Annotated in this window: 13 protein-coding genes; 7 read left to right on the forward strand and 6 right to left on the reverse strand. The window is 59.6% G+C overall.

Annotated elements, in window-relative coordinates; translation table 11 throughout:
* Positions 1-22: 22 nt before the first annotated feature.
* The gene (gene glpK, locus BT116_RS26425; protein WP_072348398.1) at positions 23-1,528 is read right to left on the reverse strand and encodes a glycerol kinase GlpK; all 1,506 of its coding nucleotides are present in this window, start codon (positions 1,526-1,528) and stop codon (positions 23-25) included.
* A gap of 93 nt (positions 1,529-1,621) precedes the next feature.
* Complete coding sequence (locus BT116_RS26430) at positions 1,622-2,473, reverse strand: MIP/aquaporin family protein (protein WP_072348400.1); 852 nt, start codon at positions 2,471-2,473, stop codon at positions 1,622-1,624.
* A 323-nt stretch (positions 2,474-2,796) separates the two neighbouring features.
* Between BT116_RS26430 and ybaK the strand changes: the two genes are divergently transcribed.
* Together ybaK and BT116_RS26440 are read left to right on the forward strand one after the other, a co-directional pair.
* Positions 2,797-3,267: a Cys-tRNA(Pro) deacylase gene (ybaK, locus tag BT116_RS26435; protein ID WP_072348402.1), complete on the forward strand. Its 471-nt coding sequence runs from the start codon at positions 2,797-2,799 to the stop codon at positions 3,265-3,267.
* A gap of 174 nt (positions 3,268-3,441) precedes the next feature.
* A complete protein-coding gene (locus tag BT116_RS26440) occupies positions 3,442-4,224 on the forward strand; it encodes a PhzF family phenazine biosynthesis protein (protein ID WP_072348404.1) in 783 nt (260 codons plus the stop codon).
* Positions 4,225-4,404: 180 nt separating this feature from the next.
* Here the strand turns inward: BT116_RS26440 and BT116_RS26445 are convergent, their stop codons facing one another.
* Both BT116_RS26445 and argF read right to left on the reverse strand, forming a co-directional pair.
* Positions 4,405-5,514 (reverse strand): ABC transporter ATP-binding protein, encoded by a 1,110-nt coding sequence (locus BT116_RS26445; RefSeq protein ID WP_072348406.1) that lies wholly within the window; start codon positions 5,512-5,514, stop codon positions 4,405-4,407.
* A complete protein-coding gene (argF, locus tag BT116_RS26450) occupies positions 5,511-6,431 on the reverse strand; it encodes an ornithine carbamoyltransferase (RefSeq protein WP_072348408.1) in 921 nt (306 codons plus the stop codon). Before argF ends, BT116_RS26445 begins: the two co-directional genes overlap by 4 nt.
* Positions 6,432-6,833: 402 nt before the next feature.
* Here argF and BT116_RS26455 point away from each other — a divergent pair, with 402 nt between their 5' ends.
* From BT116_RS26455 to grxD, 3 genes are all read left to right on the forward strand, one after another.
* On the forward strand, positions 6,834-7,121 hold the full coding sequence (locus BT116_RS26455; protein ID WP_072348410.1) for a hypothetical protein: 288 nt from the start codon (positions 6,834-6,836) through the stop codon (positions 7,119-7,121).
* 131 nt (positions 7,122-7,252) lie between these two features.
* A complete protein-coding gene (locus tag BT116_RS26460; RefSeq protein WP_072348415.1) occupies positions 7,253-9,361 on the forward strand; it encodes a molybdopterin oxidoreductase family protein in 2,109 nt (702 codons plus the stop codon).
* Between the two features lie 89 nt (positions 9,362-9,450).
* Positions 9,451-9,792 (forward strand): Grx4 family monothiol glutaredoxin, encoded by a 342-nt coding sequence (gene grxD / locus BT116_RS26465; protein ID WP_072348421.1) that lies wholly within the window; start codon positions 9,451-9,453, stop codon positions 9,790-9,792.
* A gap of 158 nt (positions 9,793-9,950) precedes the next feature.
* On the opposite strand, the gene bfr is transcribed toward grxD, so the two are convergent.
* Complete coding sequence (gene bfr, locus BT116_RS26470; protein ID WP_003178701.1) at positions 9,951-10,424, reverse strand: bacterioferritin; 474 nt, start codon at positions 10,422-10,424, stop codon at positions 9,951-9,953.
* 198 nt (positions 10,425-10,622) lie between these two features.
* A complete protein-coding gene (locus tag BT116_RS26475) occupies positions 10,623-10,841 on the reverse strand; it encodes a bacterioferritin-associated ferredoxin (protein WP_003178704.1) in 219 nt (72 codons plus the stop codon).
* A gap of 314 nt (positions 10,842-11,155) precedes the next feature.
* On the opposite strand from BT116_RS26475, the gene BT116_RS26480 reads away from it, so the two are divergent.
* Both BT116_RS26480 and BT116_RS26485 read left to right on the forward strand, forming a co-directional pair.
* The gene (locus BT116_RS26480; protein WP_025215179.1) at positions 11,156-11,758 is read left to right on the forward strand and encodes a peroxiredoxin; all 603 of its coding nucleotides are present in this window, start codon (positions 11,156-11,158) and stop codon (positions 11,756-11,758) included.
* Positions 11,759-11,879: 121 nt separating this feature from the next.
* A partial coding sequence (locus BT116_RS26485) for a transposase domain-containing protein (RefSeq protein WP_175497170.1) occupies positions 11,880-12,145 on the forward strand: 266 nt, incomplete at its 3' end.

Consider the following 12,145-nt stretch of genomic DNA (forward strand, 5'->3'; position numbering starts at 1 on the left):
AGTTTCAGAACCTTATCAGGCTTTATTCAGCGTCTTCATGGGGTTCCCAGTCACGGGTGCGACTGACCGCCTTCTGCCAGCCAGCGTACAGTTTTTCCTTCGCCTGTTCGTCCAGTTGCGGTTCGAATTCGCGCTCGATCACCGCTTTGCCGCGCAGTTCTTCCAGGCTGCCCCAGAAGCCGCATGCCAGGCCGGCCAAATACGCAGCCCCCAGGGCGGTGGTTTCACGCATTTTCGGGCGCTCGACCTGGGTACCCAGGATGTCGGCCTGGAACTGCATCAGGAAGTTGTTCGCCACCGCGCCACCGTCTACGCGCAGGGCTTTGAGGCGTTCACCCGAATCCTGCTGCATGGCGTCGAGTACGTCGCGGGTCTGGTAGGCAATCGACTCCAGTGCTGCACGAATGATGTGGTCGACGCGTACGCCGCGGGTCAGGCCAAACAGCGCGCCACGGGCATAGGGGTCCCAATACGGTGCGCCCAGGCCGGTGAAGGCGGGCACCAGGTACACGCCGTTGCTGTCCTTGACCTTGTTGGCAAAGTATTCGGTATCCAGCGCATCGTTGATGATTTTCAGCTCGTCGCGCAGCCACTGGACCGTGGAGCCGCCATTGAAGACCGCACCTTCCAGGGCGTAGGCGACTTCGCCGCGTGGGCCGCAGGCGATGGTGGTGAGCATGCCGTGATTGGATTTGACGGCCTTGCTGCCGGTGTTCATCAGCAGGAAACAGCCGGTGCCGTAGGTGTTTTTCGCCTGGCCCGGCTCCACGCACATCTGGCCGAAAAGCGCCGCCTGCTGGTCGCCGGCGATGCCGCCGATGGCGATGCCGCTCTTGGTGCGGCCATAGATCTGCGAGGACGATTTCACTTCCGGGAGCATTTCGCGGGGGATGTCGAGGATGTCGAGCATCTTCGCGTCCCATTCCAGCGAGTGAATGTTGAAGAGCATGGTACGCGAGGCGTTGGTGTAGTCGGTGACGTGGACCTTGCCGCCGGTGAATTTCCAGATCAGCCAGCTGTCGACGGTGCCGAACAGCAGTTCACCGTTGCGCGCACGCTCGCGGCTGCCTTCGACGTTGTCCAGGATCCACTTGAGCTTGGTGCCGGAAAAGTACGGGTCGGTGACCAGACCGGTGGTTTGGCTGATGTATTGCTCGTGGCCATCGCGCTTGAGCTGCTGGCAGATTTCGGTACTGCGGCGGCATTGCCAGACGATGGCGTTGTAGATCGGCCGGCCGGTGGTCTTGTCCCAGACCACGGTGGTTTCACGCTGGTTGGTGATGCCGATGGCAGCCACCTGGTCATGGTGCAGGCCGGCCTGGGCGAGGGCTTCGACCATGACCGCGCTCTGGGTGGCGAAGATTTCCATCGGGTCGTGTTCGACCCAGCCGGCCTGTGGGTAATGCTGGGCGAATTCGCGCTGGGCGGTGCAGACCACGTTGGCGTCACGGTCGAAGATGATTGCGCGCGAGCTGGTCGTACCCTGGTCGAGGGCAATGATGTAGTTCTTGTTCTGTATATCGGTCATGTCGATTGCCTCGGGTCTTTCTATAAAAGGGAGACTAGATAAGGGATGAAGCCACGGCGCAGGCTGGAATGGCAGGAGCCTGCGCCGACTGTTTCAGGATGTTCTGGGCTTGCCGTCAATGGCCGGTTCTGCATCCTTTGTAGCAGTTATGGCGCTGGGCAGGTGGCGGGCAATCAAGCCGCGATAAGCCGCAGCACCCAGGCATGCACCCACAATCGGGGCAAAAATCGGAACCAGGAAGTACGGGATATCGCGCCCGCCCGTGAGGGAAATTTCACCCCAGCCGGCGAAGAAAGTCATCAGTTTAGGACCGAAGTCCCGCGCCGGGTTCATCGCAAAGCCTGTCAGCGGCCCCATGGAGCTGCCGATCACCGCAATCAGCAGGCCGATCAGCAGTGGCGCCAGCGGACCGCGAGGCAAACCATTGTTGTCATCGGTCAGGGACATGATCACCCCCATCAGGATGGCCGTGATGATCATCTCCACGAGGAAGGCTTGGCCGGTGGACAGCGCGGCGTGGGGGTAGGTGGAAAACACCGAGGCCAGTTCGAGGCTGGCTTCGGTGCCTCTCATCATGTGCCGAGACTGTTCGAAATCGAAGAATAGGTTGCTGTACAGCGTGTAGACCAGAAATGCGCCGCAGAAAGCACCGGTCACTTGGGACAGCATATAGAAAGGCAGTTTGCGCTTTTCGAAGCCGGTGAAAATGCACAGGGCAATGCTGACGGCGGGGTTGAGGTGGGCGCCGGAAATGCCCGCGCTCAGATAGATCGCCATGCTGACGCCGACACCCCAGATGAGGCTGATTTCCCACAATCCGAAGCTGGCACCCGCAACCTTGAGGGCCGCGACGCAACCGGTGCCAAAAAAAATCAGTAGCGCAGTGCCCAGGAATTCAGCCAGGCATTGGCTGGGCAGGGACGGCTGTTGTAAAGCAGTTGTCATTCAAACCTCGGTTTTTTGTTGTTTTGCTGCGCCTTCGATAAAGCTCGATTGCGCGATCTCCAACGAGGCAGGATCCCCATCCTGATCTCGAGTTGCTGCTTGAGACCTGCGATATGACTTTCAGTTTCGAAAAAATATAGACAAGAAACGCTGGTGTCAAAGGTCGAAAGTGAACCGTCGGTCACATTTCAACTATTCGTGACGTGAATGACTCTTGCGCTGGCGGCGGATCACCGGAACTCACGACACCCTCCCAAGCCTTTTCGCTGGCGATGGCTTAGAATCCGGCCACTCTTTTTTTCATTTCCTTGTCAGGAGCAGTCATGACACCCGCGTTGGATCTGCTTAAGAAAGTGCGCGCCGAACATCGCATCCACAGTTACGAACACGATCCCAAGGCCGCGTCCTACGGTTTGGAAGCGGTGGAAAAGCTCGGCCTGGATCCGGCGCAGGTGTTCAAGACGTTGTTGGCGGCCAGCGAAAAGGGTGAACTGTTGGTGGCGGTGGTGCCCGTGGCCGGAAGCCTGGATTTGAAAGGTCTGGCCCATGCCGCCGGGGTGAAAAAGGTCGAGATGGCCGATCCCGCCGCTGCGCAGCGTTCGACCGGTTATTTACTGGGTGGGATCAGCCCGCTGGGACAGAAGAAGCGCCTGCGCACCTTTATCGACAGTTCCGCACAGCTGCTCGCCAGCATGTTTGTCAGTGCGGGAAGGCGCGGCTTGGAAGTCGAGTTGGCGCCTTCGGTATTGAAGGAGCACACCGGGGCGACGTTTGCTGACATTGGGCGCGCTTGAATAACGGCTGCGCAGCCGAGCGGGAGCCAGCGCCCTCGCCACAAGGGTATGAAAGGCTAAGCTTGGAGTCAGGGCTTTCATCCCACGCTGTAGGGTGAAAATTCTACTGATCTGTCACTGGATAAGCTGTGCCGCTGCGCCGCATGCTGGCGCATCAAAAAAAGGAGAAGTGCCATGCAGCTTGCGTTTCATCAGGTCGATGCGTTCAGTGACCGGCCGTTCGGCGGTAACCCGGCGATGGTCTATCGCCTCGACGGCTGGCTTGCCGATGACTTGATGCAGAAGATCGCCGCTGAACATAACCTGGCTGAAACCGCGTTTCTGGTGCGTGAAGGCCAGCATTGGCATATCCGCTGGTTCACGCCCACCACCGAAGTCCCGCTGTGCGGGCACGCCACGTTGGCCAGCGCTTATGTACTGTTCGAGGTCTACCACGAAACGGTCGAACGACTGGATTTCATCTGCAAGTCCGGTGCGTTGAGCGTCACGCGCGAAGGTGATCGGCTGTGGCTGGATTTTCCGGCCATTGTGCCCGCCGAGCTGGGGGCATCCCTGGCAGTCCAGAGTGCCTTGGGTGTCGAAGCGGTGGACGTGCTGAGCTCCAACGAACTGTTCGTGGTGCTGGAGTCGGAGCAGGCGGTGCTCGATTGCAAGCCGGACATGGCGGCCCTGGCGAAACTGCCTTGGCCAGGCGCTATCGTGACCGCGCCGGGGAGCAAGCATGATTTTGTTTCGCGCTATTTTGCCCCGGCGATCGGCATCAACGAAGACCCGGTCACCGGCTCGACCCACTGCAGCCTGATTCCCTACTGGTCCAAACGCCTGGGTAAACACGGGCTGACGGCTTATCAATGCTCGGCCCGGGGCGGGGCGTTGTTCTGCCGGTTGGAGGGTGAGCGGGTGAAGATCGGCGGGAATGCGACGTTGGTGGCCAGTGGGACGTTGATGCTGGGTTGACACCAGTCCCTGTGCGCTGTTTACACCTTCTGTGGCGAGGGGATTTATCCCCGTTGGGCTGCGAAGCGGCCCCCAAAACAGTCACCTCAATCTGTCTGACCCACTGAGGTGCCAGCTTTTAGGGCCGCTTCGCAGCCCAGCGGGGATAAATCCCCTCGCCACAGAAGCGGGTATCCGGCGCTAGCTGGCGGTGCTGTAACGCCGCACGCCGCTTTCCACCGGCGGTATATGCGCCGCCGTGCTGCCCGAGGCCTGGAACAGCACCAGGTGTTCTGCCGCTACCCGGATGCCGACCCGGTCACCGACCTGATGGTCGGCGTGGCTTGGGAAGATCGACTCCAGTTGCGCGCCCGTCGGCAGTTGCAGGCGATACAAGGTCGAGGCGCCCAGGAACGTCTTGCCGACTATGCTGGCGGTGAGCGAGCTGTCCGGTGCGTAGACGATATCGTCCGGGCGCAGCAACACATCCACCGCACCACCGATGGGCCAGGTGTAGGCTCGGTTACCGCGCAGGGTGCCCAACTCGGTTTGCACCGATTCCGGGCTGTCCAGCCGGCCGCGAATGAAGTAGCCCTGGCCAATGAAACTGGCGACGAATGGCGTCAGCGGTTCGTGATACAGGTTGTAGGGCGTGTCCCACTGTTCCAATCGACCTTCCTTGAATACCCCAACATGGTCACTCACGGCGAAGGCTTCTTCCTGATCGTGTGTGACCAGGATCGCGCTGGTGCCGCGGGCCTTGAGGATATCCCGCACTTCATGGCTGAGCTTGCGTCGCAATTCGCCATCGAGGTTGGAGAACGGCTCATCGAGCAACAGCAATTGCGGTTCTGGTGCCAGTGCGCGGGCCAGGGCCACGCGTTGTTGCTGGCCGCCGGAGAGTTCATGGGGAAAGCGTTTGCCCAGGTTCTTCAGGTTGACCAGTTCCAGCAGCTCTTCGACGACGCGATCCTTGTCCGGATGCTTGCGAATGCCAAAGGCGATGTTCTCGGCCACGCTCAGGTGGGGGAACAGGGCATAGTCTTGGAACACCATGCCGATACGGCGTTTTTCCGGGGCGAGGGTGAAACCGGCGCGGGAAATGGTTTCCCCGGCCAGTTGGATTTCACCCTCGTGCACAGGTTCGAAGCCGGCTATGGCACGCAATGTGGTGGTCTTGCCGCACCCGGACGAACCGAGCAGGCAACCGATATCGCCGGCATTGAGGTGCAGGTTGAGGTTCTGCACGACCCGCTGGTTTTGGTAACCGCAGGCCAGGTCATGCAAATTCAGCAGCAGCGAATGGCTCATGCGTGGTGATACGCCGGCTCGACAAGGAACTCGAGCAGTGCCTTTTGCGCGTGAAGTCGATTTTCTGCCTGGTCCCAGGCCACCGAGCGCGGATCGTCCAGCAAATCGAAGCTGATCTCCTCGCCACGGTGGGCCGGCAGGCAGTGCATGAACAGCACGTCGGCATCCGCCAGGTCGAGCAAGGCCCGGTTGACCTGCAGCGGCGCGAACAGCTCGAGGCGCTTGGCGGTTTCTTCTTCCTGGCCCATGGAGGTCCAGACGTCGGTGCTCACCAGGTGCGCGCCGGCCACGGCCTGTTTCGGATCACGCACGATGGTCACCCGGTCCCCGGCCTTGGCGAGCAGTTCGGCATTGGGGTCATAACCTTCAGGGCAGGCAATACGCAGCTGGAAGTCGAATTGCAGCGCCGCTTCTATATAGCTGTTGCACATGTTGTTGCCGTCGCCGATCCACGCCACGGTCTTGCCCTGGATCGAGCCGCGATGCTCGAGGAAGGTCTGCATGTCGGCCAGCAACTGGCAGGGGTGCAGGTCATCGGACAGGCCGTTGATGACGGGGACGCGGGAATGGGCTGCGAACTCGGTCAGGGTGCTGTGGGCAAAGGTACGGATCATCACCGCGTCCAGCATGCTCGACATGACGATGGCGCAATCGCTGACCGGTTCGCCACGGCCCAGTTGGGTGTCGCGGGGCGACAGGAAGATCGCCTGGCCGCCCAGCTGGATCATGCCGGCTTCGAAAGAGATGCGGGTGCGGGTCGATGACTTCTCGAAGATCATCCCCAGCACGCGGTTTTTCAAGGGCTCGAACAGTACGCCGCGGTTACGCAGGTCCTTGAGCTCCACGCCTCGACGGATTACGCCGAGCAACTCATCGGGCGTGAAATCCATCAGGGAGAGAAAGTGCCTTGCGCTCATGATTGACTACCTTTTTGTAACTGACCGCAGATGCTCAAAGCCTTGTTTATTCAAAAAACGGGCGAGACCTGCGGCAAAAGCCGCACGGGGCGACGAAATAGGGGAAGGCGCGATCTTATAATTAAATGTCGCGTCTTACCAATAGGGCTACGGTTTTTGGGGATTTCAGCGAGGCCATCGTGCGAAGGCGATGGCGTATTTGTGGCCGGTTTCCTGACAGCAGCGACCCATTTGTACACTGGCGTTGCTTGGATTGGCAATCGAGCGCGGCGGGCGTGCCCTGGATGAACGTCGTTTTGCGCGTGGCATCCCAGTCTTTCGCCTGTCTGCGGGTGGCTGTGAAACATTTCCTAATGCAAAGGCCTGGGTTATAAATGAACCTCAGCGACACAGGAGCCCGAAATGGATTCGAAAGAGCAACAATTGATGGAATTGCTGGGGCTGACTGCACGCTCGCTGACGCACCTGACGGCTTCGGTGACTTCCATGTCATTCGAATTGCTGCGCAGCGATGACGAGGTGACCAAGGCAGCGGGCCGTCGGATGATCGACCGCATGGCCACTATCAGCAGCGGCCTCGACGAGCATTGGCGGCTGATTGGCGAGCTCACGGGGGTGCCCATTGCCCAGGAGCAGGTGGAAACCGTCGAAGAAATCCAGATGCTGGCACCGCCTTCCGATCAGCCTTGACGCGCGCTCATCGGTGGGCCTGATGCCCGGCAATTCACAGGACGAACGTCGCTGGCGCTGCCGGGAATCACGCGCCATAGTTTTGTTCCCGCGGCCGAAAGCGCCCGCCACGAATAAAACAGAGACTGGCCATGACCAAGACTCTCCACCACCGTGCGTGCCACCTGTGTGAAGCCATCTGCGGCTTGACCCTCGAAACCACCGAAACCGACGGCCAGGGCCTGGCAATCACCTCGATCAAGGGCGATGCGCTGGACACCTTCAGCCGCGGTCACATCTGCCCCAAGGCGGTGGCCCTGCAAGATATCCAGAACGACCCGGACCGGCTGCGCCAGCCCATGCAGCGCGTTGGCAATGAATGGCAACCCATTGCCTGGGACGACGCCTTCGCGTTGGTGGCCGAGCGTCTGGCGGATATCCAGGCGCGCCACGGCCAGAACGCGGTGGCGGTCTACCAGGGCAACCCCAGCGTGCATAACTATGGGCTGATGACCCACAGCAACTATTTCCTGGGCCTGTTGAAAACCCGCAGCCGTTTCTCGGCGACTTCGGTGGACCAACTGCCCCATCACCTGACCAGCTACTTGATGTATGGCCACGGCCTGCTGCTGCCGATTCCGGACATCGACCACACCGACTTCATGCTGATCCTGGGCGGCAACCCGCTGGCTTCCAACGGCAGCATCATGACCGTGCCGGACGTGGAGAAGCGCCTCAAGGCGATCCAGGCCCGTGGCGGCAAGGTGGTGGTGGTCGATCCGCGTCGCAGCGAAACAGCGGCCATTGCCAACCAGCATGTCTTTGTACGTCCCGGCAGTGATGCTGCGCTGCTGTTCGGTTTGCTCAATACATTGTTCAGCGAAGGCCTGACCCGTGACAGCCACCTGCCGGTGGACGGCCTGGACGAGGTGCGCGAGGCCGTTGCCACGTTCACGGCTGAAGCCATGAGCCCGCTCTGTGCGGTGCCGGCAGCGCAGATCCGGCAATTAGCCCGGGACTTCGCCGCCGCGCCGTCAGCGGTGTGCTACGGACGGATGGGGGTCTCGACCCAGGCGTTTGGCACGCTGTGCCATTGGCTGATCCAGGTGATAAATCTGGTCACCGGCAATCTTGATCGAGTGGGCGGGGCGCTGTGCACCGAGCCGGCGGTGGACCTGGTCGCTACCACCTCGGGCGGGCATTTCAACCGTTGGCAGAGCCGGGTGTCCGGGCGTCCCGAGTACGCAGGGGAGCTGCCGGTGTCGGCCCTGGCCGAGGAGATGCTCACCGAGGGCGAAGGCCAGATTCGGGCGCTGGTCACCGTGGCCGGCAACCCGGTGCTGTCCACACCCAACGGGCGACAGTTGGAGCAGGCCCTGGACGGGCTGGAGTTCATGGTCAGTGTCGACCTGTACATCAACGAAACCACGCGTTACGCCGACCTGATCCTGCCCTCGACCTCGGCCCTGGAAAACGATCATTACGACACCACGTTCAACCTGTTCGCGGTGCGCAATGTGACCCGTTTCAACCGGGCGATCCTGCCCAAGCCCGAGGGTGCGCTGCACGATTGGGAAATCTTCGTCGGCCTGGCCAAGGCTTTTGCCGCCCGAACCGGCAAGGAACTCAAGCCGACCATGCCGCCGGCGCAGATGATCGATTTCGGCCTGCGCAGCGGAGCGTATGGCGATGCCTCGCCGCATAAGCTGTCCCTGGCGACCCTGTTCGATCATCCCCATGGCATCGACCTCGGTGCGCTCAAGCCCAACCTGGCTGCGCGCCTGAAAACCGAAAACCAACGTGTGCAGGCTGCGCCAGCCGTGATACTTGTCGATCTCGAGCGCTTCGCTGGGTTGCAGGCGCCAAAACCAGACGAATTGCTGATGATTGGTCGCCGCCATGTGCGCAGCAATAACTCCTGGATGCATAATTTTCATCGACTGGTGAAGGGCAAGCCGCGCCATCAATTGTTGATGCACCCGGATGACCTCGCCAGTCGCGGCCTTGTCGACGGGCAACGGGTGACCGTCAGTTCGCGGGTGGGCGTCATCGAAGTCGAGGTGCTGAGCAGCCTGGACATGATGAAAGGCGTGGTCAGCCTGCCCCACGGCTGGGGGCATGCCCGGCCGGGCGTACAGATGACCATTGCCAGCGGACAACCGGGCTCCAGCGCCAACGACCTGACCGATGATTGTCAGCTCGATGAGTTGTCCGGCAACGCGGCACTTAACGGCGTACCGGTGAAGGTGGCAGCTGCGTAAAATTGTCTCTGGAGCAGGTTCGGCTTTCCGTTACAATGCGTCACCGTGTCGACAACTTAAGTCGCAAAAGTTTTAAGCCGAGGTGCTCCATGGATATCATCGAAACGATTAAAGACCAGATTGCCAACAACACCATCCTGCTTTACATGAAAGGCTCGCCGAACGCGCCACAGTGCGGTTTCTCGGCCAAGGCTGCTCAGACTGTGATGGCGTGTGGCGAGAAGTTTGCCTACGTGGACATCCTGCAGAACCCGGAAATCCGCGCCAACCTGCCCAAGTACGCCAACTGGCCAACCTTCCCGCAGCTGTGGGTGGGTGGTGAACTGATCGGCGGTAGCGACATCATGACCGAGATGGCCGCCGACGGCTCTCTGCAGGCCACGATCAAGGCAGCGGTAGAAAAAGCGGCGGCGAACAAGACCGAAGCCTGATTCGTGGACGTGTGTTCACCACACAGTTGTGGTGAACGCTAAACCATGTGGGAGCGAGCTCCCACAGTGGTTTTCGGTATGGCCTGGAATTCGGGCAATAAAAAGCCCCGCCTCTCGAAAGAAGGCGGGGCTTTTTAGTGGCTGGCTTTCGGGAAAGCTTACTCTTCACCCATCTGCGATTGCAGATAGTTCTCAAGACCGACTTTGTCGATCAGGCCCAATTGGGTTTCCAGCCAGTCGATGTGCTCTTCCTCGGATTCGAGAATGTCTTCCAGCAGTTCGCGGCTACCGAAGTCGCCAACGCTTTCGCAATGGGCGATAGCGGCTTTCAGGTCGGCGTGGCCGGTGCGCTCGATCCGCAGGTCGCACTCGAGCATCTCGCGGGTATGTTCGCCGATGTGCAGCTTGCCCAGGTCCTGGACGTTCGGCAGGCCTTCGAGGAACAGGATGCGCTTGATCAGCTTGTCCGCGTGCTTCATCTCGTCGATGGATTCGTGGTACTCGTGCTTGCCCAGCTTGTTCAGGCCCCAATCTTCGTACATGCGCGCATGCAGGAAGTATTGGTTGATCGCGACCAGCTCATTGGCAAGGATCTTGTTGAGATGCTGGATGACTGTAATGTCGCCTTTCATGATGAGGCCTGCCCTGTAATAGCTGTGTATAAGGCAGAGTTTGAGCCGCGTATTTACGAGTGTCAAACCTAAGTTATTGAATAATAAATGAAAATTAATCGGAATAAGAATGTTTGTGTTCCGCGTCTGGAGGCTAAGCGCTTGATTTACAGGCATAAAAAAACCGGACATTGAGTCCGGTTCTTCAAAAAGCTGGTTTCAAGCGGCAGTAAATTCTACCGGATAGGGAATCGAGGCTTGGGCCGTTTGCACTTTGGCGAGGGTTTCACGAACCACTTCTTTGGCCAGGCAGGCACATTTGCCGCATTGGCTGGCTACGCCGGTGGCCTGGCGGACTTCGCGATAGCTGCAGCAACCTTCGTAGATCGCTTCGCGGATTTGCCCGTCGGTGACGCCAGTGCAGAGGCATACATACATAAGTGAGAACCGTCGCTGGTTGTGACTCAATTGGGACGGATCTTAATGTTAACGAGAATGATTGTCAAAGTGGTTTCTCAAGGTCTTGCGCCAGAGCGCTGCCAGGCTGACGAACGGTTTATCCAGGACGGCTGATGCGGCATGGAACCGGACGGCGATTTTTTCGATGTCGCCGAAAAACCGTTGAAGACAGTCCAAATGCGCGGTGTATGATGGTCGGCCCTTGCAAGCGGGTTCGTGTCACAGGGCTGTCGCCTGAGGGTGGCAGGCTGGCCCGGACCTTGTTTTCACGCTATTACATCAGGAGATATCCAATGAGCGTACTCGTAGGCAAACAAGCCCCAGACTTCACCGTTCCAGCCGTCCTCGGCAACGGCGAAATCGTCGACAGCTTCACCCTGTCCTCGGCCATCAAAGGCAAATACGGCCTGGTGTTCTTCTATCCACTGGACTTCACCTTCGTCTGCCCGTCCGAGCTGATCGCACTGGATCACCGCATGGATGATTTCAAGGCGCGCAACGTCGAAGTGGTCGCTGTTTCGATCGACTCGCACTTCACCCACAACGCCTGGCGCAACACCCCGATCAACAATGGCGGTATCGGTCAGGTGAAATACACCATGGCTGCCGACATGAAGCACGAAATCGCCAAGGCCTATGACGTTGAGTCCGAAGGCGGCGTGGCTTTCCGTGGCGCGTTCCTGATCGACGACAAAGGCGTTGTCCGTTCGCAGATCATCAACGACCTGCCACTGGGCCGTAACATGGAAGAACTGATCCGTCTGGTCGACGCGCTGCAATTCCACGAAGAGCACGGCGAAGTCTGCCCGGCCAACTGGAAAAAAGGCGACAAGGGCATGGACGCATCGCCTGAAGGCGTGGCCGCTTACCTGACCGAGCACGGCGGCAAGCTGTAAGCGCGCAAGGCGTAAAAAAACCGGCCCTCGACAGGCTAATGCCAGTCAGTTAAGCCTTCTCGCTTGACCTTTGGCCGCAAGAAATCAAAATCCGATGCCTGTACTGGCATCGGATTTTTTTATGCGTCTCGCTCGGGCACTGGAACTGACCCACAACATCGCCTCTACCCCCAACGCCATCGAGGGATTAGATGCCTTGCTCGATCCTTCTTTGGTCGAACAGGCGCTTGAACAAGCCGGTGTGGCGACGCTGCGCAAGCGTCGTTTGCCGCTGGAAATGATGCTCTGGTGCGTGATTTCCATGGCGTTCTTCCGGCGCATGTCTGCTTGGGATGTGGTCAGTCGCATGAACATCATGTTGCCGGGCCAGCGCCCGTTGGTGGCCCC

It is taken from the genome of Pseudomonas sp. NFACC16-2 (genome assembly GCF_900119205.1).
Classification (GTDB): domain Bacteria; phylum Pseudomonadota; class Gammaproteobacteria; order Pseudomonadales; family Pseudomonadaceae; genus Aquipseudomonas; species Aquipseudomonas fluorescens_Q.